The following is a 24,422-nucleotide window of genomic DNA, read 5'->3' as shown; positions in this document are numbered from 1 at the left end:
CGGCGTAGCCTGACGCGGGGTCATGCTCAGCGTAGTGGCTAAGCCATGACGACAATACTCGGATGAACTCAACTAACGCATAGCCTTATATTTTTCACTTGTCAGTGAATGGCAGATGCCGTGTAATTTAATCGACATGAGGGCATTAAATAAGCCGACAGGTAGCGGAATTAATTTTGCCGATATCGGTTAGATGGATTGGATTAATAAGGGATCGGGAGATGACTATGAAAGCTTTGTTGGCGTTATTTATTGGTTTGTTTTCATTGCCGATGATGGCGGCGGAGTCGCACGTGTGCCAGTCTCAAGTTTATGATTATGCTAGTATTGGTAAGCTCAGGTTGAGTGATGATACGGTATTTACCTGCCGTAATGTTGGCCGCGTCACTATTCCTGATTTGGCGAGGCGGGGTTGGAAGGTTATTCATGTGGAGCAACAAACCGAATATACCGGCGACACCGATAGCGATAATGAAGTCATTAAGATGTACCAGGAAATAGTGGTTTATAAAGAGTAGCCTTTAGATATCCCTGTGATTTTATTCTCTATCACCGTTCTTATTCGCGGCGAGGGATCATTGTATTTTGAGCAGAGCGGTTTGCGGGAGGCATGATGATTTCCAGAAACAGCATAGACAGCAAAGCGGCTACCGCCATGACGCTGATATGCGCCATATGGGGGCTGCAGCAGGTCGCGATCAAGGCGGCCGAGCCGGACATATCCGCCGTACTGCAAATCGCCATCAGGTCAGGCGTGGCCGCTTTGGCGGTCTACCTTTTGGCGCGTTACAAAAGGGAAAGGTTCGTATTCGATCGCCCCACGTTGTTAGCCGGTTTGGGCGTTGGCTTATTGTTCGCGTTAGAGTTCTTTTTCGTCTCTGAAGGTTTAGGCTATACCAGCGCGTCGCATATGGCGGTCTTCTTGTACACCGCGCCCTTATTCTCCGCCATAGGGCTGCATTTTTTTATCAGGCACGAGCGCTTGTCGGTCGTGCAGTGGGCCGGCATCGCTCTGGCTTTTGGCGGCGTGGTGCTCGCCATCTCGGGGATGGGCGGCAGTTCCGGCGGTGAGGCGCAGCTCCGTGGCGATATTTATGGCCTGTTGGCGGGCATGTCCTGGGGCGGCTCGACGATAGTCATTCGCACCACGCGCCTGGCGAACTGTTCGTCCAAACAGACGCTGTTGTTCCAGCTTACAGGGGCCTGCTTGCTGTTATCTCTGCTGGCGATGACGATGGAGAACCTTCATTTCAACCTGAGTTCTGTGGCCTGGACCAGCCTGATATTCCAAACGATTATCGTCTCTTTCCTCAGCTATCTGATTTGGTTTTCTCTGCTGCGTAATTATCAGGCCTCTTCGCTGGGTATTCTGACCTTTATGACACCCATTTTTGGCATTTTAGCCGGCGTGGTGATTTTGGGTGAGCCGCTGCAAATTGAATTTGTACTGGGTTCTGTACTGATCGTCTTCGGGCTTATTGTCGTAAGCTGTTCTTATTTATTTTATGTCAATAGAGGCGTTGCACCAAAAATATAATCCATGGATGTTAATGTTCATAACTATCAAATAAGCTGTGAAAGCCAATTCACCCTCACCGTACAAATATCCAGGTATGCCTGGGGGGATCCTTTGATAACTCTCTACGATAATGGTGATTTTTCCGTGGTGAAAAGCACCAGACGGATGCGGTTATCCAACCAGATGCCGGTTGAAGTCATCACCTTTGCTAATAACTATGCTGTGGCCTGGGATAATAGCCGCAAGCATATTTATTATTCAAAGGCCGGAAGGTTATATAACTGCGCGCTGGATTTTTCTTATACCCCAAAGAAATGGCGCTGATTTTAAGAAAACCTGCCAATGCCTCCGGCCATCAGGCCAGAGGCGCTATCTTCATCAACCACTCTTTGAAAGCGAGGATCTTCGGCCACTGGCGTTCGGAGATGGTCGACATAAAATAGCAGTGTTCGCAAGGCAAGGTCATGTTGCTGAACGGGATAATCAGTTCGCCGCTTTTGATCCAGTCTTGCACCAGATTAAGCCGCCCCATGGCGACGCCGAGGTGTTTGGTCGCCGCCAGCACGGCCAGATCCGAGCGATCGAACTCCATGCTTTTGCTTGCTGTATCCAGCGCCAAATCAAAATGTTGCGACCAGGTCAACCATTCGTCTTCGCCGGAGTTGTACCTGTCATGCAGCAGCGTGCAGCGTGCCAGGTTTTCCGGTGCGCCGTAGAGGTTATGTGCCTTGGCGTACTGCGGAGTACAGATCGGGACTATAGATTCCTGCATAAAAGCTTCGTCTATTTGTTTCCCGGACGGCAGCTTGCCAAAGTACATGGCTAAATCAACGCCCCGATTGGCCAGGCTGATGATCTCCTGCCCGGTGACTATACTCAAATGAATGGTGGGGTGCTGGGCAATAAAATCGCCGATCCGCGGTATCAGCAAGCACTGCACGATGGAAGGGTGCGAATAAATAGTCAGGTTGCCCGTCAACTCACGGTTTTTAATATCAAGAATTTCCTGATTCAGCGTATCGAAGGAGCGGCTTAATGCCCATTGCATGCGCTCGCCCTCCGGTGTCAGCGTAATTCTGCGATGGAAACGTTGAAATAAAAGAAAACCCAACTCTTTTTCCAGCAGATTAATTCTGTGGCTCACGGCGCTGGGCGTAATAGACAGCTCTTCCGCCGCCAGTGAAAAAGATAAATTGCGGGCGACGCATTCAAAAGTATGCAGGCGTGAAAATTGATAGCTGGTCAGCGGGCTTGCGCGTTGAAAATATTTTTTTTCGGGGAACATGTCATGCCTCCATGCTTATAATTAAACAATTTTAGCATTTAATTTAACGCGGCTGAAACGCGATTTCTCTTATTTACAACTAACGGTTGAGATTAATGACGTTATCTGGCTGACCGAGCGGGTCATTAGGTTGGAGTTCAGGATTTGCTATTAAATATGGGCAAGGCGTCTTGCTGAGTACCGAGGGAAGGGGGCGCTGTCGTAAAAGTATTTTTTGCGTGGTGATGGTGTCCCCGACTGGAATCGAACCAGTAACTAGCCCTTAGGAGGGGCTTGTTATATCCGTTTAACTACGGGGACCCTGCGGGCCGGCAACCTGAGCTGCCGGGGCAGTATACCTTTTTTTACCCGCAGAATAAGCGCTTAGCGGTGCGTTTGCTCATTCCCTCGCCAATATGCGGTGAATTTTGTACGTAGCCCCGGCTGCGATCACGGTTTTTTCGCCTTGGCGGCCCCTTTTTCTGCCTCCAGCTTCGCCGCCTTGTTTTTAACGCTCATATCGTTACGGATCTGCGCGTGGCTGATGAGCGCGAAGATAAAGGTGCCGCCGATAATGTTGCCCGCCAGCGTCGGAATGGCGAACGGATAGAAAAATTCCTGCCAGGGGAGAGCGCCGCTAAACACCAGATACAGGATCTCGACCGAACCGACCACAATGTGGGTCAGGTCGCAAATCGCCACCAGATAGGTCATCAGCACAATTATCCAAATCTTGGCCGCACCGGCGGAGGGGAACATCCACACCATGGTGGCGATGATCCAGCCCGCCAGAATGCCGTTGGCGAACATTTCTGACGGCGAGTTTTTCATCACCTCTTCCGACAGGCTGACGAAGGCGCTGCGGGTATTGTCGTCGAAAATCGGCATATGGATAAACGCCAGCGACGCCAGTCCGGTGCCAATCAGGTTACCGAGCAGCACCACGCCCCACAGGCGGAACAGGATCAGGAAGTTTTTCGGCGTCGGTTTGTGCATGATTGGCAACACGGCGGTGACGGTGTTTTCGGTAAACAGCTGTTGGCGGGCCATAATCACAATGATAAAGCCAAAGGTGTAGCCAATATTCTCGATAAAGAAACGGCTGGGCTCGTCCGGCAAGCGGGCGTGAAAAATGCCTTTCGCCACCAGTGACGCGCCCATCGACAGCCCGGCGGCCACGGCGGACCACAGCAGCGCCACCCAGTCGCGTTCCAGCTCTTTTTCGCCTTCCATACGGATGAGCTCATGCACCGCCGCCGCGCGGGAGGGCAGGTTCTCTTCTTTTACCTCGATTTCTGATTTGCCCTGTTCGTGCTCTTTGCTTTCTACTTTTAGAGGATCATCGGCATTCGCTGTTGTGCGGGGTTGTTCGTCGCTCATGATTAACTTTCTCCGTCAGAGGTCGCCAAGGCTATTTATCAAGCGTAGTTGGCACACGGGCGGCGCGACAGAAATGCGGAAAATGGCGGAAAAAAGTAACAAGAGTTTAACGCCGTCGGTTTTTCCTACGCATTATTGATCTGGGCCGTCATATTACCCCTATTGGAGTAGCCGAGCGGCCGGTGGCGGGCTGCGTGCCGCAGGCGCCTTATGCTATGATTCGCTATCCCAAAGAAAAATATGAGTTCTCCCGATGCTGGAAGCTAAAAGTCTGAGCTGCGTCCGTGATGAACGCATCCTGTTTAGCGAGTTAAGCTTTACGGTGAAGCCGGGCGAGATTATTCAGGTGGAAGGGCCGAACGGCGCGGGCAAGACCAGCCTGTTGCGCATTCTGGCCGGGTTGGCGCAGCCGGAAAGCGGCGAAGTGTGCTGGCGTGGGCAAAATACGCTGCGCCACCGTGAGAATTATCATCAGGATCTGCTGTTCCTCGGCCATCAGCCGGGGATTAAAACCATGCTGACGCCCTTCGAGAACCTGCAATTTTACCAGGCGGTACGTGCTGCGCCCGATCGTCAGGCCATCTGGCGGGCACTGGAGCAGGTGGGGTTGGTCGGTTACGAGGATTTGCCGGTGGCGCAGCTTTCCGCCGGCCAGCAGCGCCGGGTCGCGCTGGCGCGTTTATGGTTAAGTGAGTGCCCACTGTGGATCCTGGATGAACCGTTGACGGCAATAGATAAACAAGGCGTGGCTGAATTGATTAGCCTTTTTGAGCAACATGCGCAGCAAGGCGGCATGGTATTGTTGACCACGCACCAGGATCTGGCCGGCACGACGCAGGCGGTAGGTAAAATCAGCCTGGCGGAGACTCTCTGATGTTTTTGACGGTATTGCGCCGCGAGCTGAAAATTGCCTTTCGCAAAGGGTCGGAAATCGTTAACCCGCTGTGGTTCTTCCTGATCGTTATCACACTGTTTCCGTTGGGCATTGGGCCTGAACCGCAGTTGCTGGCGCGCATTGCGCCGGGGATTATCTGGGTGGCGGCGTTGCTGGCTTCGCTGTTGTCGCTGGAGCGTTTGTTTCGCGACGATTTTCTCGATGGCTCGCTGGAGCAACTGCTGCTGTTGCCGACGCCGCTGCCGATGACGGTGTTAGGCAAAGTGTGTGCTCACTGGGTCGTGACGGGGTTGCCGCTGCTAATCCTGTCGCCGTTGGTGGCGCTGCTGCTGTCGCTGGATATGCAGACCTGGCTGGCGGTGGCGTTTACGCTGCTGCTGGGCACCCCGACGCTGAGCCTGGTCGGTGCCATCGGCGTGGCGCTGACCGTCGGGTTACGCAAAGGCGGCGTGCTGCTCAGCCTGCTGGTGCTGCCGCTGTATATTCCGGTGCTGATATTTTCCACCGCCGCTATCGACGCCGCCTCCATGGGCATGCCGATAGCGGGGTATCTGGCGATTCTGGGCGCCATGCTGGCGGGCAGCATAACGCTGGCCCCCTTTGCCACCGCCGCCGCTCTGCGAGTGAGCGTGCACTAGCATCACTGATTAACATGCGGGTTAACGCCGTTAAGAGCGTGTTCCACCGCGAAAGCTATTTTCGTCGCCCCACGATAGGGGGGCCACCTTAAAACATTTACCGTGAGCAATGACGACAATGTGGAAATGGTTACATCAATTCGCCCAGCCTGAACGGCTGTATCGTGTCTGCGGCCGTTTTGTCCCGTGGTTGGGGCTGGCCGGTGCCCTCTGCCTGGCGATCGGCTGGGTATGGGGCTTTGGTTTTGCGCCGAAGGATTATCAACAGGGCGACAGCTTCCGCATCATGTATATCCATGTGCCGGCTGCCATGTGGTCAATGGGCATCTACGCTTCGATGGCGGTGGCGGCGTTTATCGGCCTGGTGTGGCAGATGAAAATGTCCGATTCCGTGGTGGCGGCGATGGCGCCGGTCGGCGCGGTATTTACCTTTATCGCGCTGGTCACGGGGGCCGCCTGGGGCAAACCTATGTGGGGCACCTGGTGGGTGTGGGACGCGCGTCTGACCTCTGAACTGGTGCTGCTGTTCCTTTATATGGGCATTATTGCGCTGTATAACGCCTTTGAAGACCGCCGCCTGGCCGGCCGCGCAGCCGGTATTCTGGTGTTGGTGGGGGTGGTGAACATCCCGATTATTCATTTCTCTGTCGAATGGTGGAACACGCTGCACCAGGGCTCCACCAATATGCAACAGAGCATCGCGCCAAGCATGCGCACCCCGCTGCGCTGGGCGATCCTCGGCTATCTGCTGTTCTTTATCACGCTGACCCTGATGCGGTTGCGCAATCTGATCCTGGCCCAGGAGCGTCAGCGCCCGTGGGTTGCCGGGCTGGTCAACAAGGAGCGCCAACCATGAATGCCGCATTTACCTCCTGGTCGGCGTTTTTTGCCATGGGCGGCTACGCCTTTTACGTTTGGCTGGCGGTGGCTGTCACGCTGTTATCCTTGCTGGGCCTGGTGGCCCACACCTGCTGGCAGCGCAGGCAACTGCTGGATGAAGTCAGCCGCCGTCAGGCGCGCGAACGACGCATCCGTCAGTCGCAGCAGTCGAAACAAAAATCCGCTGATCCGCGGGAGAAATCATTGTGAATCCACGTCGTAAAAGCCGCCTGTATCTGGCGATTGTCGTGCTGATCGGCGTGGCGCTGACCGCTACCCTGACGCTGTACGCGCTGCGCTCCAACATCGATCTGTTTTATACCCCGAGTGAAATTCTGCAAGGCAAGGGCGAGGATCACGAAAAACCGGAGGTGGGCCAACGCCTGCGCATTGGCGGCATGGTGATGCCCGGCTCGGTGAAGCGCGATCAGAAAACGCTGCAGGTCAACTTCAAGATTTATGATGCGCGCGGCGTGATTGATGTCACCTATACCGGCATTCTGCCGGATCTGTTCCGTGAAGGGCAGGGCGTGGTGGCGCAAGGCGTGCTGGGTGAAGGCAACGTGGTTAACGCGCGTGAAGTGCTGGCGAAACACGATGAAAAATACACCCCGCCGGAAGTGGCAGACGCAATGAAAGAAAACCATAAGGGGCCGGCTTCGGCCTACACCGCCCCGCAAAATGAGGGCGGCAAGTCATGATGCCGGAAACGGGAAGTTTTCTGCTGTGCCTGGCATTGGCGATTTCGCTGCTGCTGAGCATTTATCCACAGTGGGGCGCGGCGCGTCAGGATAGCCGCATGATGGCGGTGGCGCGCCCGCTGACCTACGGCATGTTCGCCGCCATTGCGCTGGCGTTCATCTGCCTGGTGCACGCTTTTGTCGTGAATGATTTTACCGTGGCTTATGTGGCCGCCAACTCCAACAGCCAACTGCCGGTGTATTACCGCATCGCCGCCACTTGGGGCGCGCATGAGGGATCGCTGCTGCTGTGGGTGCTGTTGCTCAGTTGCTGGTCATTGGCGGTGGCGCTGTGCAGCCGTTCAATGCCGCAGGATGCGGTGGCGCGCGTGCTGTCGGTGATGGGCATGATCACCGCAGGTTTCCTGCTGTTTATTATCATGACCTCCAACCCGTTTACCCGCACGCTGCCGAACTTCCCGATCGACGGCAGCGATCTCAACCCGCTGCTGCAGGATATCGGCCTGATCTTCCATCCGCCGCTGTTGTACATGGGGTATGTCGGCTTCTCGGTGGCGTTTGCCTTCGCCATCGCCTCACTGATGGCCGGCCGGCTGGATACCGCCTGGGCGCGCTGGTCGCGGCCCTGGACCACGGCGGCCTGGGTGTTTCTCACTCTGGGGATCGTACTGGGTTCCGCCTGGGCCTATTACGAACTGGGTTGGGGCGGCTGGTGGTTCTGGGATCCGGTGGAAAACGCGTCCTTTATGCCTTGGCTGGCCGGTACGGCGCTGATGCACTCGCTGGCGGTGACCGAAAAACGCGGTACCTTCAAGGCCTGGACGGTGCTGCTGGCCATTACCGCCTTCTCGCTGTGCCTGCTGGGCACCTTCCTGGTGCGTTCAGGCGTTCTGGTTTCTGTGCACTCTTTTGCTTCCGACCCGGCGCGCGGCATGTTTATCCTCGCCTATCTGGTGATCGTGATCGGTGGTTCTCTGCTGCTTTACGCAGTCAAGGGCGGGCAGGTACGCAGCCGGGTGCAGCATGAAACCTTCTCGCGCGAAACCTTCCTGCTGGGCAATAACGTGCTGTTGATTGCCGCCATGCTGGTTGTGCTGCTGGGTACGTTGCTGCCGCTGGTGCACAAACAGCTGGGCCTGGGCAGCATTTCTATCGGTGAACCCTTCTTCAATACCATGTTCACCTGGCTGATGGCGCCGATGGCGCTGCTGATGGGCATTGGCCCGCTGGTGCGCTGGCGTCGCGATGAACCGACCAAGCTGTGGCGTCGTTTGAGCGTGGCGCTGGCGATCACGCTGGTGCTGTCGATCCTGCTGCCGTGGCTGTTACAAGACAGCATCGCCGGCATGACGGTGGTCGGGCTGATCATGGCGGTGTGGGTGATTATTCTGACGCTGATGGAATTGCATGAGCGCGCTACCCATCGCCACGGTTTCTGGCGCGGCCTGAGCCACCTTTCCCGCAGCCACTGGGGCATGGTGCTGGGCCACCTCGGGGTCGCGGTGACGGTGATCGGCATTGCGTTCAGCCAGAACTACAGCGTGGAGCGCGATGTGCGCATGAAGGCCGGCGACAGCGTGGACATTCACAGCTACCACTTTGTGTTCCGCGACGTGCACGACATTCGCGGGCCGAATTACAGCGGCGGCGTCGGTATTATCGACGTCACGCGCAACGGCAAGCCGGAAGCCACGCTGCACGCGGAAAAACGCTACTACAGCGTGGCGCGCAGCATGATGACCGAAGCGGCTATCGACGGCGGTTTCAGCCGCGACCTGTATGCGGCGCTGGGGGAAGAACTGGACGACGGCTCCTGGGCGGTGCGGCTGTATTACAAACCCTTCGTGCGCTGGATCTGGTTCGGCGGGGTATTTATGGCGATTGGCGGCATCTTGTGCATTCTCGATCCGCGCTATCGGATGAGCAAAAAACTCAAGCGTGAAGGCAAGCTGGAGGAGCAGGCATGAACCGCAAGCTGCTGTTTATCCCGTTAATCCTGTTCCTGTTGCTGGTAGCGGCCTTTATGGTGCAGTTGACGCGCAATGCCGGTGGCGAGGATCCGACTATGCTGGAGTCTGCGCTGATCGGCAAACCGGTGCCCACTTTTAAGCTGGAGTCGCTCGACCAGCCCGGAAAAACGTTCGATCAGGCGGTGTTGCGTACCGGAAAGCCGATGTTGTTGAACGTTTGGGCGACCTGGTGCCCAACCTGCCGTGCCGAGCATCAATACCTCAATACCCTGGCGGCGCGCGGCATTCGCGTGGTGGGGCTGAACTATAAGGACGACCGCAGCAAAGCGGTCACCTGGCTGAATTCATTGGGCAATCCCTATGCGCTCAGCCTGTATGACGGCGATGGCATGCTGGGATTGGATCTTGGCGTGTATGGCGCGCCGGAAACTTTCCTGATCGACGGGCAGGGCATTATTCGCTACCGCCATGCCGGGGATATGAACGAGCGCGTCTGGCAGCAGGAAGTGTTGCCGCTGTACAAAAAATACGGGGGTGAAGTATGAGGCTGATTGCCCTGATGTTTGCCGCATTGCTGAGCTGGAGCGCGGCGGCGGCGATCGATACCTATAAATTCAACTCGGTTGAGCAGGAACAGCAATACCGTGAGCTGACGGAACAGCTGCGCTGCCCGAAATGCCAGAACAACAGCATCGCAGATTCCAACGCCATCATCGCCGCGGACATGCGCACCAAGGTGTACGAGCTGATGATGCAGGGGCAGAACAAACAGCAGATCATTGATTATATGGTGGCGCGCTACGGCAATTTCGTCACCTATGAACCGCCGGTGACCCCGGCGACGCTGATCCTGTGGGTTGGCCCGTTGCTGTTTGTGCTGATTGGCGGTGCGGTGGTGATATTGCGCACTCGCCGCCGCCGCGCCGGCGCTGCTAACGATGAATTCTCCGAGCAGGAGCAACAGCGCTTGGCGGCGCTGCTGAAAGAGACTGACAGGAAGAAACCCTAATGGCTTTTTGGCTGATTATTATTGTGCTGTTGGCCGGCGCTACGGCGCTGCTGGTGGTGCCTGCGATGCGCCAGAGCAAGCAGGGCGCGGCCACCAGCCGCGACGCATTGAATAAGGCGCTTTATCAGGATCGCCTGCACGAGCTGGAGCAGGATGAAGCGCAGGGCGTGGTTGCCGAGCGCCCGGAGTTGGTAAAAGAACTGCAACAGAACCTGCTGAACGACATTCCCGGCCAACAGGACGAGCAGACGAAACCGATCACCCGGTGGGCCCTGGTGCCTGGCGTGTTGCTGCTGGTGGTGGTTACCCTGGGGTTTTATCTGAAAACCGGTGGGCTGGCGCAGGTGATGGACTGGCAGCAGGTGCAAGCCCAAATGCCGGAGTTGCGTGCGCGTGTCGCCAATGAGCGTGCTCAGCCGCTGAGCATGGAAGAGATTGCTCGCCTTGGGCTGGGGCTGCGCACCGCACTCCAACAAGACGATCGCAACATCAACGACTGGATGATGCTGGGCCGCGTCGGCATGGCGCTGAATAACGCCACAACGGCGACACAGGCATTTGCTCATGCTTATCAATTGGATCCGAATAATCTGGAAGTGCGCCTCGGCTATGCGGAGGTGTTGACGCGATCCAACGATCCGGAGGATAACAAGCAAGCTACGCAGATGCTGCGCAAGATGATCGCCGACGATCATACCAACCTGCGCGTATTGAGCTTGCTGGCGTTCAATGCCTTCGAACAGGGTGATTTCAAACAGGCGATCGGTGCCTGGCAGGTGATGTTGAAACTGCTGCCGGCCAACGATCAGCGCACCGAAGTGTTAAAGCGCAGTATTGCACAAGCAAAAGCACAGGCGGGCGAAGAAACTGTTAAACTGAATGTAAACGTGACGTTATCGCCCGAGGCGACTAACGCTTTACCGCAGCAGGGGACGCTGGTAATTTCGGTGACCGATGGCGCCAACCCGGTGCCGGTTGCGGTAAAACAACTGCCCTTAAGCCGTTTCCCACTGTCATTCTCTCTGGATGACAGCAACGCCATGATGCCCGAACGCCTGCTTTCGGCGCTGCATCAGGTGAAGGTGCGGGTACGGATTTCTCACGACGGCCTCGCCACGCCGCAGGCGGGCGACTGGTTTGGTGAGAGCGAGCTGCAGAATTTCAGCGGCAAAGAGCAGGTTAGCGTTCAGATTAACAAGCAGGTTCCCTGAATAAAAAGACCGAACGTGTTTTCATGGAGAAAAATATGAACTTTCGCCTGACTGGGCTGGCTTTCGCAACTGTGTTATTGGTGGGCTGCGCCAGCGCGCCGCAAGATGAACCACAAGGGCGATCCGATCCTCTGGAAGGATTTAACCGGACGATGTTCGACTTTAACTATAACGTTCTGGATCCGTATGTATTGCGCCCGGTGGCCGTGGCCTGGCGCGACTATGTGCCCATGCCGGCGCGTAACGGTTTAAGTAACTTCACGTCGAACCTGGAAGAGCCTGCCAGCATGGTCAACGCCTTCCTGAAGGGCGATCCGTATCGCGGGATGATTCACTTCAACCGCTTCTTCCTTAACACCCTGCTGGGGATGGGCGGTCTGATCGACGTGGCGGGGATGGCGAACCCGAAATTGGCGCGCGAAGAACCGAACCGTTTCGGCAGCACGTTGGGGCATTACGATGTCGGCTACGGCCCTTATGTGATGTTACCTGCCTATGGCAGCTTCACCCTGCGTGAAGACGGCGGCGACTGGGCGGATACGGTCTATCCGGTACTGAGCTACCTGACCTTCTGGATGTCGGCGGGTAAATGGGTGGTTGAGGGGATTGAAACCCGCGCCCAACTGCTGGATTCCGACGGCCTGCTGCATAACTCTTCCGATCCTTACGTGATGGTGCGTGAAGCCTACTTCCAGCGTCATGACTTCCTGGCGCGCGGCGGTTCACTGAAGGCGGAAGAAAACCCGAACGCCAAGGCGATCCAGGGCGATCTGGACGAAATCGATTCAGCGAAATAATTTCTCGCCAAGAGAATATGAGAACCCGCCGCCAGGCGGGTTTTTTGTTATAAAACGGCAATAAAAAAGCGCCCCGCAGGGCGCTTAAGCGTTTTGAACGACAGATTTAGAAGCGGTAGTTGAAGTTGGCGCCATACAACCAGGCCTTGCCCACCGAATTGAAGGTATATGGGCCTTCTTTGATGGTGACTTTTTGGCCGTGCATGTAGGAAACACCGACGTCGACCGACGCGTCTTTGTTGAACGCGTAGCTGGTACCGGCGCTGATCCACATACGGTCCTGATCCGGGATCGAGATAGAGCGGTTCTGGGCAGGCACCGGGCTGTCATCGAATGCGACACCGGTACGGAAGGTCCAGTTATCATCGTAGAAGTAAGTGGTACCCAGCGCGATGCGGTAGGCGTCTCTGAAGCCTTCATGCTTCTCGAACAGCGTCTGGCCGTTGTTGCCGGTGGCTTTCAGCTGCTGGAACTGGCTCCAACTGGTATAAGCCAGGCTGTAGTGGACCGCCCACTGCGGCGCCACCTTGTTGTAGCCCGAGATTTCCCACATTTCCGGCAGGTTCAGATCCAAAGAGCCGGGGATGGTGGTGCCGTTGGTGCCCATAGGCAGGCCGAGAGCGCCCAGGAGCGGGTTATAGGCGGATGGCAGGCTACTTTTGTAGTCACCGTCAAATTTGATTTTAACTTCGGACCGGTAGGTGAAACCGTAGCGATTGTTTTCATCCACTTCATACAGGATGCCGGCATTCCAGCCATAGCCCCATTTATCCCCCTTCAGGTGAGAGATCTGGGTATCAGCCGGAATTTGTGACACCGGGCCGGCTAACTGAGGTGGCAATTGGCCTGAGCCAGCAATCAGTTTCGGCAATTCGCCTGCATAACGCTCAAGTTTGGCTTTAGCGTAAACCGCGTCAAAACCCAGGCCGAAGCTGAAGTGCTGGTTCAGGCGATAAGCGCCGCTCAGGTTCAGGTTCAGGGTTTCGAGGTCGGTTTTGCCGCCGTAAGCGCCTGCGGTGTAACCGTCGTTGAATTCGGTGGCCAGACCATAGTTGCTGGTGACCGAGCCGCCCACGGCGAATTGATCGTTAATCGGGTGAACATAGTGCAGGTTCGGCACCCAGGCGGTTGGCGCGATGTTTTTGGAATCCAGGCTGGCACCCGACGGGGACTTGCCGGTGATGTCCACATCCGGATCGATAAATACGGCGCCGATCGAGAATTCTGGTCGGGTGTACATCATCAAAAGGGCCGGGTTGCGGCTGGCGGATGCTGCAGTATCCGCGATGGCGCCTTCACCAGAATACGAACGTCCTAAACCCGCTGATGAGAACTCATTCAGCTGGAATCCTGCGGCAGACACGTTTGAAGAAATAATTGCCACTGCAGCTGCGAGAGCTGATTTAGTAAATAGGTTTTTCTGGCTCATGACCAAAACCTCATTATGTGTTTATTATTTAAACTATGTTACACAAGGTAACAAGGAGCGCGGGATTGTAGGGTCCGTTATCATTCAGACAAATCAGACCAGTGGCTGAATTATAGGTCCGACCTGTTGGAATGTTGCAACTTTGTTTTTGAGATATTTCAATATTGGTATCAAAAAAGAGATCTGCTTAACAAAAAACCAGCAGTGAATAACAAATCTCTTACCATTCCTTAGCAGACGACGATTTTTATTTGTGATTTCCATCACTTAAAACACCTATAAAAAGTAAGTGCTAGCGATGGGTTTCGCTGCGGGGTAAAATAAACGCAGAATCTTGCGTCTTTGCGCCAGAAAGTTAATGGCAGTTTGGACTCGCGTAATGGCGGTCCCTGAGGAGAATTAAACATGTCTGATGCAATGAATAAATGCAGTGCCCAGGAAACCGCAGCTTGTTGCTGTGTCGATGTCGGTACCGTGATGGACAACACCGATTGCACTGCATCCTACAGCCAGGTGTTTGCCAATCAACAAGATGCCGAGAAAACGCTGGCTGCGCTGACGGAAAAAGCCCGTGGCGTGGAGTCTGACCCTTGTGACATCAGCAGTAGCATTAAACCGGTTGACGGTGGTGTGCAACTCACGGTGGACTTCACCTTTGCCTGCCAGGCGGAAACCCTGATTTTCCAGCTCGGCCTGCGTTAATTCCCGCCCAAAACGGTGCGGGGTAAACCCGCGCCGCCGCCTCTCCGTTTTCCCCCCAATAGAAAGTTGCTCCTGCTCTCAGTTTTCACTTCTGACGGTTTGCCAAATGTAAACATTTGGTTAACAATGACCTCATCAGGTCAGACCTCTTTTTGCCCGTCGCGCTGACGTTATTTTTTTCAGGAGCGTTTATGAGTAAGGCACTGCCGTTGGTGACCCGTCACGGTGACCGTATCGCGATTGTAAATGGACTGCGTACCCCCTTTGCCAAACAGGCAAGCGCTTATCACGGCATTCCGGCAGTGGATCTGGGGAAAATGGCGGTGAGCGAACTCTTGGCCCGCAGCGGGATTGAACCGGCGCTCATCGAACAGCTGGTGTTCGGCCAGGTAGTGCAAATGCCCGAAGCGCCGAATATCGCGCGTGAAATTGTCCTTGGCACCGGCATGAGCGTACATACCGATGCGTACAGCGTGTCGCGCGCCTGCGCCACCAGTTTCCAGGCGATTGCCAACGTAGCGGAAAGCATCATGGCGGGCAGCATCAGTATCGGCATTGCCGGCGGTGCAGACTCCTCCTCGGTGTTGCCGATCGGCGTCAGCAAAGCGCTGGCGCGCACGTTGGTGGACGTCAACAAGGCGCGCACCCTGTCGCAACGCCTCAAACTGTTTAGCCGGTTGAAGTTCCGCGATCTGCTGCCAGTGCCGCCGGCGGTGGCGGAATACTCGACCGGTCTGCGCATGGGCGATACCGCCGAACAAATGGCGAAAAGCCACGGTATCACCCGCGAAGAGCAGGATGCGCTGGCGCACCGCTCTCACCAACTGGCGGCCAAAGCCTGGGAACAGGGGCTGCTGCGCGATGAAGTCATGACCGCCTACGTGCCGCCGTACCGCGCGCAAATCACCGAAGACAACAACGTTCGCAAAGACTCCAGCCTGGCGTCATACGCTAAACTGAAACCGGCATTTGATCGCAAACATGGCAGCGTCACTGCGGCCAACAGTACGCCGCTGACCGACGGCGCGGCGGCGGTGCTGATGATGAGCGAATCACGTGCGAAAGAATTGGGGCTGCAACCGCTGGGCTACCTGCGCAGTTTTGCTTTTTCCGCCATCGACGTGTGGGAAGACATGCTGCTGGGGCCATCCTACGCTACGCCGTTGGCGCTGGATCGCGCCGGTATTGGCCTGGCCGACCTGACTCTGATTGACATGCACGAAGCTTTCGCCGCGCAGACGCTGGCAAACCTGAAGATGTTCGCCAGCGATGAATTCGCCCAACAAAAGCTGGGGCGCAGCAGGGCGATCGGCACAGTAGATATGGATAAATTTAACGTCTTGGGTGGCTCGATCGCCTATGGCCACCCGTTTGCCGCTACCGGCGCGCGTATGATCACCCAAACGTTGCACGAGCTGAAACGCCGTGGCGGCGGGTTGGGGCTGACCACCGCCTGCGCTGCCGGAGGGTTAGGGGCTGCGATGATTGTAGAGGTGGAATAATGAGCTTTGAAAACGCATTGCATGAACAGCGGGCCAAACCCTCGGCTTTTCAACTGACGCTGCGCCCGGACAACATCGGCGTGATTACCATCGACGTCCCGGGTGACAAGGTCAATACGCTGAAAGCCGAGTTCGTCGAGCAGGTGAATGACGTACTGATCCGCGCGCAGCAGCATACTGCGCTGGAAGGGCTGGTGATTATTTCCGGCAAGCCCGATTCGTTTATTGCCGGGGCGGACATCACCATGATTGCCGCCTGCACCAGTGCCAAAGAGGCCGAAACGCTGGCGAAGAAAGGGCAAAGCACGCTGGCGCAGATTGCCGCTTTCCCGGTGCCGGTGGTGGCGGCTATTCACGGTGCTTGCCTGGGGGGCGGGCTGGAACTGGCTCTGGCCTGCCATGGTCGCGTTTGTTCGCTGGATGACAAAACCGCTCTCGGCCTGCCGGAAGTTCAGCTTGGCCTGCTGCCAGGCTCCGGCGGTACTCAGCGATTGCCGCGCTTGATCGGCGCCAGCAAGGCGCTGGACATGATGCTGACCGGCAAGCATATCCGTGCGCGTCAGGCGCTGCGGATGGGATTGGTGGACGATGCGGTGCCGCAGGCGATTTTGTTGCAGACCGCCATTGAGCGGGTCAAACAGGGCTGGCAGAGCCGACGTGAACTGCCGTGGCAGGAACGCTTGCTCAACGGTCCTCTGGGGAAAAGCCTGTTGTTCAGCATTGTGCGCAAAAAAACGCTGGAGAAAACCCACGGCAACTATCCGGCAGCGGAAAAAATCATTCAGGTGGTACGTACCGGCCTGGACAGCGGCAGTACCAGCGGTTATGAAGCCGAAGCGCGGGCCTTCGGCGAACTGGCCATGACGCCGCAGTCGGCGGCGTTGCGCAGCCTGTTCTTTGCCTCTACCGCCTTGAAGAAAGAGCGCGGCGGCAATGCGCAACCCCATGCGCTGCACCGCGTCGGCATTCTGGGCGGTGGCCTGATGGGCGGCGGAATTGCCTGCGTGACCGCCACGCGCGGTGGCCTGCCGGTACGGATTAAAGACGTGAATGAAACCGGCATCAACCATGCGCTGAAATACAGCTGGGAGGTGCTTGGCAAGCGGGTACGCAGCAAACGCATGCGTCCGGCGGAACGGCAAAAACAGATGATGCTGATCTCCGGCTCGACCGATTACACCGGCTTTGAGCGGGTGGATATCGTGGTGGAAGCGGTGTTTGAGGATCTGGCCCTGAAGCAGAACATGGTGGCCGAGATTGAACGGCACGCCGCGCCGCATACCATTTTCGCCTCCAATACCTCGTCGTTGCCGATTGGCCAGATTGCCGCCAAAGCGCAGCGGCCGCAGCAGGTGATCGGCCTGCATTATTTCAGCCCGGTCGACAAAATGCCGCTGGTAGAGGTGATTCCCCATGCCACCACCAGTGAGGAAACCATTGCCACCACCGTGGCGCTGGCGCACAAACAGGGCAAGACGGCCATTGTGGTGGCCGATCGCGCCGGTTTCTACGTCAACCGCATTCTGGCTCCTTATATAAATGAAGCGGCGCGTTGTCTGCTGGAAGGCGAACCGATCGAATCGCTGGACAAGGCGCTGGTGAATTTCGGCTTCCCGGTGGGGCCGATTACCTTGCTTGATGAAGTGGGCATTGATGTGGGCACCAAAATTATCCCGGTGTTGGTGGAACAGCTTGGTCCGCGTTTCGCCGCGCCGGCCGCCTTCGATGCGGTACTGAAAGACGGGCGCAAAGGGCGTAAAAATGCCCGGGGTTTCTACCTGTATCCGAGCGAAGGTCAGCAACGTCAGCGGGGCAAGCGCGCCGATACCTCGGTATATCTTCTGCTGGGCATCACGCCGAAGTCGCATTTGCAGCCGGCGGTCATCGCCCAGCGCTGCGTGATGATGATGTTGAATGAAGCGGCTCGTTGTCTGGACGAAGGTGTAATTCGCAGCGCACGTGATGGGGATATCGGCGCGGTATTCGGTATCGGTTTTCCGCCGTTCCTCGGGGGGCCGTTCCGTTATATGGACGAACTCGGTGCTGAGAAGGTGGTTAAAACGCTGCAATACCTGCAGCAGCAATACGGCGAAAACTTTGCCCCCTGCGAACGCTTGCAGCGCATGGCGCAGCAGGGCGAACGCTTTTATCCGCAAGGGGAGTGAGCGGCGCGGCGGCCTGATTTGTACTAGAGTTGGATCAGGGCCGCAGTGTGATCGCTATCACTCCTTGAAATACCTGCAATCCCGGATGCTATACAGGGAGATAGCGACGGCGTAACGTAACCGGATAGCGCCGAAAGACCGATCGCCATCAATAAGTTTCATGATGGAAAGGTTAAAATTTAACCCGTTGAATTGGTTGTTATGTGAGCGCCATATTCATGTCAGGACGACGTTGATGTAAAAAACAGCATTTTCTTTACGTGAACTTTCAGGCAAAATGCCCGGCCGCCATAAAAAGAGACGGCGCGTTATCGTTTCAAAGCCTTTGCTTTGGGGTTGTAAAACTCGGCGATACAGCACGCTCGGCGTTTCTGTATAGCGTTATTTTGTCAACAACAGCGGTGCAATATGCAAGTTTTGATTATGCGTCACGGAGAGGCGGCACTCGATGCGGCCAGCGATTCGGTAAGACCTCTTACCGTTTGTGGCCGTGATGAGTCACGTCAGATGGCGGCCTGGTTAAACACCAAGTCTGTGGATATTGAACGAGTACTGGTCAGCCCCTACCTGCGGGCCGAACAGACGCTGGAAACGGTGCGCGAAGCCTTGGCGCTGCCGGAAAGCGAAGAAGTGCTGCCTGAACTGACACCGGGCGGTGATGCCGGTCTGGTGGGGAGTTATCTGCAGGCGCTGGCGCAGCAGGGGGTCAGCTCCGTGTTGATCGTCTCCCACTTGCCGCTGGTGGGGTATCTGGTCGCCGAACTGTGTCCGGGCGAATGCCCGCCGATGTTTGCGACCTCCGCGATCGCCAATGTCGATCTGGCGGCCGACGGCAGCAACGGCAAGTTTGAATGGCAGGTCAGCCCGTCGCAGGTGATGGCTAAAGTGTAGGACGCCGTGTCTTGGGTCCCACCAGAAAAGGGCGATGTTTAACATCGCCCTTTGTCATTCTTGCTGCTTACTCGGCCAGTTCGACCAGCAACAAAATTGCCGCGTTGCCGCCCCATTCCTTGGGAGCCTGGTGGAACGCCAGTACGTCAGGGTGCTGCGCCAGCCACAGCGGCGTCTGCTGTTTGAGAATGTGCTTGCCGTGGCCGTGCATGACGCAGGCGCAGTGCACATGCTCACGCTTGCAGGCGGCAATCAGTGCGCCCAGCTCCTGCTTGGCCTGCAATTGGGTCAGGCCGTGCAGATCGAGAAACAGGTCCGGTGAATAATCGCCGCGCCGCAGTTTTTTTAGCTCAAACGCGCTGTAGCCGGGACGCACGTAGCGTGTCGGTCCTTCCTCTTCCAACTGCGGTTGGTATTCATCCGAGAAATAATAGCTGGCATCCACCTGCTCCTGCAGCAGGCGCTGCGGCGCCATTTGCCGGGTTTTTGGCCTGGGCTTAGGGTGGACAACGGTATCCTGACGCAGTTTTTTTGCGCTTGCTATCGACTCTCTGAAGAGCTGCAATTCATCTTTGCTCAGAGGGTGCTTGTTCTTCATTTTTTATTCACCGGAAATCATTTATCACGACAGTTTACCGTGTCGCGGGTATCTGTCGACGCAAAACTCCCGTCCGAATGAAAATGAGAATGTCTTAACGCGACTATTGCTGCTGATTTGTCGCGGGCTTCATGGCAAACTATGCGGCTAAATCATGAATCACAGTGCCTGCCGGAGGGCAAATTGGACAAAATTTTCGTCGACGAAGCAGTGAATGAACTGCACACCATTCAGGATATGCTGCGCTGGGCTGTGAGCCGCTTCAATGCCGCCAATATCTACTATGGTCACGGAACTGATAATCCGTGGGACGAAGCGGTGCAATTGGTGCTGCCAACCCTGTTCCTGCCTCTGGACATTCCAGAGGACATGCACACCGCACGTTTGACCTCCAGCGAGCGCCATCGCATCGTTGAACGCGTGATTCGCCGCGTCAACGAGCGCATCCCGGTAGCTTACCTGACCAATAAAGCCTGGTTCTGCGGCATGGAGTTCTATGTCGATGAACGTGTGCTGGTACCGCGTTCGCCGATTGGCGAACTGATCAACGATCACTTCAGCGCGCTGATCCCGCACCCACCGCGTCACATTCTGGACATGTGCACCGGCAGCGGCTGCATCGCCATCGCCTGCGGTTACGCTTTCCCGGAAGCGGAAGTGGACGCGGTGGATATCTCCAGCGACGTGCTGGCGGTGACCGAGCGCAATATTCAGGCGCATGGCGTCGAGCATCAGGTTATCCCGATCCGCTCCGATCTGTTCCGCGACGTTCCCGCGATCCAGTACGATCTGATCGTCACCAACCCACCGTATGTGGATGCGGAAGACATGTCCGATCTGCCGCAGGAGTTCCGCTTTGAGCCGGAACTGGGCCTGGCGGCGGGCAGCGACGGCCTGAAGCTGGTGCGCCGCATTCTGGCCTGCGCGCCGGATTACCTGAGCGACGACGGCGTGCTGATTTGTGAAGTGGGCAACAGCATGGTACATCTGATGGAACAATATCCGGATATTCCGTTCACCTGGCTGGAGTTTGATAACGGCGGTGACGGCGTATTCATGCTGACCAAACAGCAACTGGTCGATTGCAAAGAACACTTCAGCATCTACCGCAGCTAAGACTTCTTCGGGTCTGCTCTGGCGGGCCCACAAAGATAATCATTAACGGTAAGGAGCCGTGATGGCAGGAAACAGTATTGGGCAGATTTTCCGCGTCACCACATTTGGTGAATCTCACGGTGTGGCGCTGGGATGTATCGTAGACGGAGTGCCGCCAGGTATCCCGCTTACCGAAGCCGATTTGCAGCACGATCTGGACCGACGCCGTCCGGGGACTTCTCGCTATACCACTCAACGCCGCGAACCGGATCAGGTGCGCATTCTTTCCGGCGTGTTCGAAGGCGTGACGACCGGCACCAGCATTGGGCTGATGATTGAAAACACCGACCAGCGTTCGCAGGACTACGGTGCCATCAAAGACGTGTTCCGTCCGGGCCATGCAGATTACACCTACGAGCAGAAATACGGCGTACGCGATTACCGTGGCGGCGGCCGTTCGTCGGCGCGTGAAACCGCGATGCGCGTAGCGGCCGGGGCGATAGCCAAGAAATACCTGCAGCAGAAATTCGGCGTACAGGTACGCGGCTATCTGGCGCAGATCGGCGACGTGGTCTGCGAACTGAAAGATTGGGATCAGGTCGAACAGAACCCGTTCTTCTGCCCGGATCCGGACAAGCTGGAAGCGCTGGACGAACTGATGCGCGCGCTGAAAAAAGAGGGCGACTCGATCGGCGCCAAGGTCAGCGTGATTGCCGAAAATGTGCCGGTAGGCCTCGGTGAGCCGGTGTTTGACCGCCTGGATGCCGATCTGGCGCATGCGTTAATGAGCATCAACGCGGTAAAAGGCGTGGAAATCGGCGACGGTTTTGCCGTGGTGACCAAGCGCGGCAGCGAAAACCGCGACGAAATCACGCCTGAAGGTTTCCAGAGCAACCATGCGGGCGGCATTCTCGGCGGTATCAGCAGCGGCCAACCGGTGGTCGCTCATCTGGCGTTGAAACCGACCTCCAGCATCATGGTGCCGGGCCGTACCATCAATCGTCAGGGCGAAGCGGTAGAAATGGTGACCCGTGGCCGTCACGATCCCTGTGTAGGCATTCGCGCGGTTCCGATCGCCGAAGCGATGATAGCGATTGTGCTGATGGATCACCTGCTGCGCCAGCGTGCGCAAAACGGTGATGTGGTTTCTAACGTTCCGCGCTGGTAATTGCGATGAAAAACTGGATGTTAGGCATCGTTGCCCTGATAGCATCAGGTTCTGCCATGGCGTTGACGCCGTGGCAGAAAATCGACCACCCGGTGGCCGGTGCGGCGCAGGCGATTGGCGGTTTTGCCAATGGCTGCATCGTCGGCGCTCAGCCGCTGCCGCTGAACTCACCGGATTATCAGGTGATGCGCCCCGATCAGCGCCGCTATTTCGGTCACCCCGATCTGCTGGCGTTTATTCAGCGCCTGAGCGGTAAGGCCACCCAAAAGAACCTGGGCACGGTGCTGATCGGCGATATGGCGATGCCGGCCGGCGGGCGCTTTAGCAGCGGCCACGCCAGCCATCAGTCCGGGTTGGATGTCGACATCTGGTTACAGCTGCCGCGCCAGCGCTGGAGCGCGCAGCAACTGCTCAAACCGCAGCCGATCGATCTGGTTTCCGGCGACGGTAAACAGGTAGTGGCGCGTCAATGGCAACCGCAGATTGAATCTCTGATCAAAATGGCGGCGCAGGATGCGGAAGTGACGCGCATCTTCGTCAACCCGGCGATCAAGCAACGCCTGTGTCTGGATGCCGGCGCCGACCGCGACTGGTTGCACAAGGTGCGACCGTGGTTCGGCCACCGCGCGCACATGCACGTGCGTCTGCGTTGTCCGGCAGGCAGCCTGGAGTGTCAAGAACAAGATACCCCGCCGCCGGGCGATGGCTGTGGGGCGGAGCTGGCGAGCTGGTTCGTGCCGCATCAACCCAGCGCCAAACCGGGCAAGCCGGTCCCACCGCCATTGCCGCCTTCCTGTCAGGCTTTGTTAGATAACCATTTCGCTGCGGAATAATAAATGGATTGGTTCGTCGTTGGCCCCGAGATGCTCGGGGTTTTGTTTGTGGTGGCGTTGCTGGCGGGTTTTATCGATTCCATTGCCGGAGGCGGCGGCCTGCTGACCGTGCCGGCGCTGCTGGCGGTGGGGGTTTCCCCGGCGCAGGCGCTGGCAACCAACAAACTGCAATCGGTGGGCGGTTCATTTTCCGCAAGCCTTTACTTTATCCGTCGGCGGGCGGTGGATCTTAACGATCAGAAACTGACGATCCTGCTGGCGCTGATCGGCTCCATCGCCGGGGCGATTCTGGTGCAGCATATGCGCGCCGATCTGCTGCGACAAATGCTGCCGCTGCTGGTGATTGGCATCGGCCTGTACTTTTTGCTGACCCCGCGTCTGGGGGAAAGCGATCGTCAGCGCCGCCTGAGCGCGTTGCCGTTCGGGCTGGTGGCCGGTGGCTGCGTCGGTTTTTACGACGGTTTCTTTGGCCCCGGCGCCGGTTCGTTCTATGCGCTGGCTTACGTGACGCTGTGCGGTTTCAATCTGGCCAAATCCACCGCGCATGCCAAGGTGCTGAACTTCACCTCTAACGTTGGCGGCCTGACGTTTTTTATCATCGGCGGCAAAGTGGTGTGGGGCATTGGCCTGGTGATGTTGGTTGGGCAAGTGCTCGGCGCCCGCCTGGGCGCACATATGGTGATGACCCGCGGGCAGAAGCTGATTCGGCCCATGATCGTCATCGTCTCGCTGGTGATGAGCTGCAAGCTGTTGTACGACAACCACGGCGCAGAAATTCAGCAGTGGCTGGCGCTGCATATTTAACATGCCAGGCGAGCACTAAAGTGGAATAATTACCTCTTTATTTTTGTGGTTATAGAGTTTTTATTTATGTCAGACACACAGACTACCCATCAATACACGCAGCTGATTGATATATTTAATCAATGCTTTAGCGAAGACTACAACACGCGGCTGGTCAAGGGCGATGATGAGCCGATCTACCTGCCGGCCGACGATGAGTTGCCGTACCACCGCATCGTTTTTGCCCACGGTTTTTATGCCAGCGGCCTGCATGAGATCTCGCACTGGTGCATTGCCGGTGAAGAACGCCGCAAATTGGTGGATTTCGGCTACTGGTATTGCCCGGATGGGCGCGATGCGCAAACGCAAAGCGAATTCGAAGCGGTAGAAATCAAACCGCAGGCGCTGGAGTGGATGTTCTGCATGGCCGCCGGTTTTCCGTTTAACGTCAGCTGCGACAACCTGAACGGCGACTGCGAGCCGGATCGTATCGCCTTCCTGCGCAAGGTGCGCGACCGGGTGCTGTCACTGCTGGAACAGGGAATACCCACAAGACCCACGCGCTTTATTCAGGCGTTACAATCGTTCTACAATACGCCCCCGCTGGCCGCCGGGCATTTTCCTTATCCGGAAGATTTCTGTTAACGCCACAGCTTGCTATTTAAAGAGGAAATTTGATGATCGCAGAATTCGAAGCGCGCATTTTGGCGCTGATTGATGACATGGTAGAGCACGCCAGCGATGATGAACTGTTTGCCGGTGGCTACCTGCGCGGTCATCTGACGCTGGCGGTGGCAGAGGCGGAAGAGCACGGCGAGCACACCGCCGAAGCGCTGAAAGCGCGGGTGGAAAACAGCCTGCACAAAGCCATAACCGCCGGTGAGTTGTCGCCGCCGGACCAGATTTTGGTGCGCGGTATGTGGGAAAATCTGTACCAGACCGCACTGCCGACCGCCTGATGGCCTATTACAGGGCGCTTTAAAAGCGCCCTGT

At 56.7% G+C, this 24,422-nt stretch carries 27 protein-coding genes and 1 tRNA gene; 23 read left to right on the top strand and 5 right to left on the bottom strand.

Features of this window, described 5'->3' with window-relative positions; all coding sequences use genetic code 11:
• Positions 1-227 precede the first annotated feature (227 nt).
• The 3 genes from JEM67_RS19655 (at position 228) to JEM67_RS19645 (ending at position 1,843) form a co-directional block, all read left to right on the top strand.
• Entirely contained in the window at positions 228-518 is a 291-nt protein-coding gene (locus JEM67_RS19655; protein ID WP_199636163.1) for a hypothetical protein, read from the top strand.
• Positions 519-613: 95 nt separating this feature from the next.
• The gene (locus tag JEM67_RS19650; protein WP_199636345.1) at positions 614-1,537 is read left to right on the top strand and encodes a DMT family transporter; all 924 of its coding nucleotides are present in this window, start codon (positions 614-616) and stop codon (positions 1,535-1,537) included.
• Between the two features lie 3 nt (positions 1,538-1,540).
• Positions 1,541-1,843, top strand: a complete 303-nt coding sequence (locus JEM67_RS19645; RefSeq protein ID WP_199636164.1) for a hypothetical protein — start codon at positions 1,541-1,543, stop codon at positions 1,841-1,843.
• Positions 1,844-1,874: 31 nt separating this feature from the next.
• On the opposite strand, the gene dsdC is transcribed toward JEM67_RS19645, so the two are convergent.
• The 3 genes from dsdC to JEM67_RS19630 form a co-directional block, all read right to left on the bottom strand.
• The gene (dsdC, locus tag JEM67_RS19640; RefSeq protein ID WP_199636165.1) at positions 1,875-2,804 is read right to left on the bottom strand and encodes a DNA-binding transcriptional regulator DsdC; all 930 of its coding nucleotides are present in this window, start codon (positions 2,802-2,804) and stop codon (positions 1,875-1,877) included.
• A gap of 225 nt (positions 2,805-3,029) precedes the next feature.
• A tRNA-Arg gene (locus JEM67_RS19635) sits at positions 3,030-3,104 on the bottom strand.
• Between the two features lie 129 nt (positions 3,105-3,233).
• On the bottom strand, positions 3,234-4,163 hold the full coding sequence (locus JEM67_RS19630; protein WP_199636166.1) for a formate/nitrite transporter family protein: 930 nt from the start codon (positions 4,161-4,163) through the stop codon (positions 3,234-3,236).
• Positions 4,164-4,416: 253 nt separating this feature from the next.
• Here JEM67_RS19630 and ccmA point away from each other — a divergent pair, with 253 nt between their 5' ends.
• From ccmA to mlaA, 10 genes are all read left to right on the top strand, one after another.
• Complete coding sequence (gene ccmA, locus JEM67_RS19625) at positions 4,417-5,037, top strand: cytochrome c biogenesis heme-transporting ATPase CcmA (RefSeq protein ID WP_062868144.1); 621 nt, start codon at positions 4,417-4,419, stop codon at positions 5,035-5,037.
• Entirely contained in the window at positions 5,037-5,696 is a 660-nt protein-coding gene (ccmB, locus tag JEM67_RS19620; protein WP_004947525.1) for a heme exporter protein CcmB, read from the top strand. The genes ccmA and ccmB overlap by 1 nt, the downstream gene beginning before the upstream one ends.
• Before the next feature lie 118 nt (positions 5,697-5,814).
• The gene (locus tag JEM67_RS19615; protein ID WP_013813954.1) at positions 5,815-6,552 is read left to right on the top strand and encodes a heme ABC transporter permease; all 738 of its coding nucleotides are present in this window, start codon (positions 5,815-5,817) and stop codon (positions 6,550-6,552) included.
• Positions 6,549-6,785, top strand: a complete 237-nt coding sequence (ccmD, locus tag JEM67_RS19610) for a heme exporter protein CcmD (RefSeq protein WP_004947521.1) — start codon at positions 6,549-6,551, stop codon at positions 6,783-6,785. Before JEM67_RS19615 ends, ccmD begins: the two co-directional genes overlap by 4 nt.
• A complete protein-coding gene (ccmE, locus tag JEM67_RS19605) occupies positions 6,782-7,276 on the top strand; it encodes a cytochrome c maturation protein CcmE (protein ID WP_004947520.1) in 495 nt (164 codons plus the stop codon). The genes ccmD and ccmE overlap by 4 nt, the downstream gene beginning before the upstream one ends.
• Positions 7,273-9,243 (top strand): heme lyase CcmF/NrfE family subunit, encoded by a 1,971-nt coding sequence (locus JEM67_RS19600; RefSeq protein ID WP_013813952.1) that lies wholly within the window; start codon positions 7,273-7,275, stop codon positions 9,241-9,243. The genes ccmE and JEM67_RS19600 overlap by 4 nt, the downstream gene beginning before the upstream one ends.
• Positions 9,240-9,791 (top strand): DsbE family thiol:disulfide interchange protein, encoded by a 552-nt coding sequence (locus tag JEM67_RS19595; protein ID WP_199636167.1) that lies wholly within the window; start codon positions 9,240-9,242, stop codon positions 9,789-9,791. Before JEM67_RS19600 ends, JEM67_RS19595 begins: the two co-directional genes overlap by 4 nt.
• On the top strand, positions 9,788-10,255 hold the full coding sequence (locus tag JEM67_RS19590; protein WP_006326986.1) for a cytochrome c-type biogenesis protein: 468 nt from the start codon (positions 9,788-9,790) through the stop codon (positions 10,253-10,255). The genes JEM67_RS19595 and JEM67_RS19590 overlap by 4 nt, the downstream gene beginning before the upstream one ends.
• The gene (ccmI, locus tag JEM67_RS19585; RefSeq protein ID WP_199636168.1) at positions 10,255-11,466 is read left to right on the top strand and encodes a c-type cytochrome biogenesis protein CcmI; all 1,212 of its coding nucleotides are present in this window, start codon (positions 10,255-10,257) and stop codon (positions 11,464-11,466) included. The genes JEM67_RS19590 and ccmI overlap by 1 nt, the downstream gene beginning before the upstream one ends.
• A gap of 35 nt (positions 11,467-11,501) precedes the next feature.
• Positions 11,502-12,263 carry a phospholipid-binding lipoprotein MlaA gene (mlaA, locus tag JEM67_RS19580; protein ID WP_013813948.1) on the top strand — a complete coding sequence of 254 codons (762 nt, stop codon included), beginning with the start codon at positions 11,502-11,504 and terminating at the stop codon, positions 12,261-12,263.
• 106 nt (positions 12,264-12,369) lie between these two features.
• Here the strand turns inward: mlaA and fadL are convergent, their stop codons facing one another.
• Entirely contained in the window at positions 12,370-13,692 is a 1,323-nt protein-coding gene (fadL, locus tag JEM67_RS19575) for a long-chain fatty acid transporter FadL (RefSeq protein WP_199636169.1), read from the bottom strand.
• Positions 13,693-14,097: 405 nt separating this feature from the next.
• Here fadL and JEM67_RS19570 point away from each other — a divergent pair, with 405 nt between their 5' ends.
• The 4 genes from JEM67_RS19570 to sixA all read left to right on the top strand — a co-directional run bounded on the left by JEM67_RS19570 (position 14,098) and on the right by sixA (position 18,952).
• The gene (locus JEM67_RS19570; protein WP_199636170.1) at positions 14,098-14,394 is read left to right on the top strand and encodes a YfcZ/YiiS family protein; all 297 of its coding nucleotides are present in this window, start codon (positions 14,098-14,100) and stop codon (positions 14,392-14,394) included.
• Between the two features lie 191 nt (positions 14,395-14,585).
• On the top strand, positions 14,586-15,896 hold the full coding sequence (gene fadI, locus JEM67_RS19565; protein ID WP_199636171.1) for an acetyl-CoA C-acyltransferase FadI: 1,311 nt from the start codon (positions 14,586-14,588) through the stop codon (positions 15,894-15,896).
• Positions 15,896-18,061, top strand: a complete 2,166-nt coding sequence (fadJ, locus tag JEM67_RS19560) for a fatty acid oxidation complex subunit alpha FadJ (RefSeq protein WP_199636172.1) — start codon at positions 15,896-15,898, stop codon at positions 18,059-18,061. Before fadI ends, fadJ begins: the two co-directional genes overlap by 1 nt.
• Before the next feature lie 408 nt (positions 18,062-18,469).
• Positions 18,470-18,952, top strand: a complete 483-nt coding sequence (sixA, locus tag JEM67_RS19555; protein ID WP_199636173.1) for a phosphohistidine phosphatase SixA — start codon at positions 18,470-18,472, stop codon at positions 18,950-18,952.
• Between the two features lie 67 nt (positions 18,953-19,019).
• Here the strand turns inward: sixA and smrB are convergent, their stop codons facing one another.
• Positions 19,020-19,550: an endonuclease SmrB gene (smrB, locus tag JEM67_RS19550; RefSeq protein ID WP_013813943.1), complete on the bottom strand. Its 531-nt coding sequence runs from the start codon at positions 19,548-19,550 to the stop codon at positions 19,020-19,022.
• A 183-nt stretch (positions 19,551-19,733) separates the two neighbouring features.
• Here smrB and prmB point away from each other — a divergent pair, with 183 nt between their 5' ends.
• From prmB to JEM67_RS19520, 6 genes are all read left to right on the top strand, one after another.
• Complete coding sequence (gene prmB / locus JEM67_RS19545) at positions 19,734-20,666, top strand: 50S ribosomal protein L3 N(5)-glutamine methyltransferase (protein WP_006326964.1); 933 nt, start codon at positions 19,734-19,736, stop codon at positions 20,664-20,666.
• A 61-nt stretch (positions 20,667-20,727) separates the two neighbouring features.
• On the top strand, positions 20,728-21,813 hold the full coding sequence (gene aroC, locus JEM67_RS19540; protein ID WP_199636174.1) for a chorismate synthase: 1,086 nt from the start codon (positions 20,728-20,730) through the stop codon (positions 21,811-21,813).
• Positions 21,814-21,818: 5 nt separating this feature from the next.
• On the top strand, positions 21,819-22,646 hold the full coding sequence (gene mepA, locus JEM67_RS19535) for a penicillin-insensitive murein endopeptidase (RefSeq protein WP_199636175.1): 828 nt from the start codon (positions 21,819-21,821) through the stop codon (positions 22,644-22,646).
• Positions 22,647-22,649: 3 nt separating this feature from the next.
• Positions 22,650-23,450 carry a sulfite exporter TauE/SafE family protein gene (locus JEM67_RS19530; protein ID WP_062868135.1) on the top strand — a complete coding sequence of 267 codons (801 nt, stop codon included), beginning with the start codon at positions 22,650-22,652 and terminating at the stop codon, positions 23,448-23,450.
• Positions 23,451-23,516: 66 nt separating this feature from the next.
• Complete coding sequence (locus JEM67_RS19525; protein ID WP_199636176.1) at positions 23,517-24,074, top strand: elongation factor P hydroxylase; 558 nt, start codon at positions 23,517-23,519, stop codon at positions 24,072-24,074.
• A 32-nt stretch (positions 24,075-24,106) separates the two neighbouring features.
• Positions 24,107-24,388 (top strand): YfcL family protein, encoded by a 282-nt coding sequence (locus tag JEM67_RS19520; RefSeq protein ID WP_013813937.1) that lies wholly within the window; start codon positions 24,107-24,109, stop codon positions 24,386-24,388.
• Positions 24,389-24,422: the final 34 nt, after the last annotated feature.

Origin of the sequence: Serratia sp. PAMC26656 (assembly GCF_016469055.2) — a bacterium.
Classification (GTDB): Bacteria; Pseudomonadota; Gammaproteobacteria; order Enterobacterales; family Enterobacteriaceae; genus Serratia; species Serratia plymuthica.
This window is presented reverse-complemented; position numbering and strand designations above follow the sequence as displayed.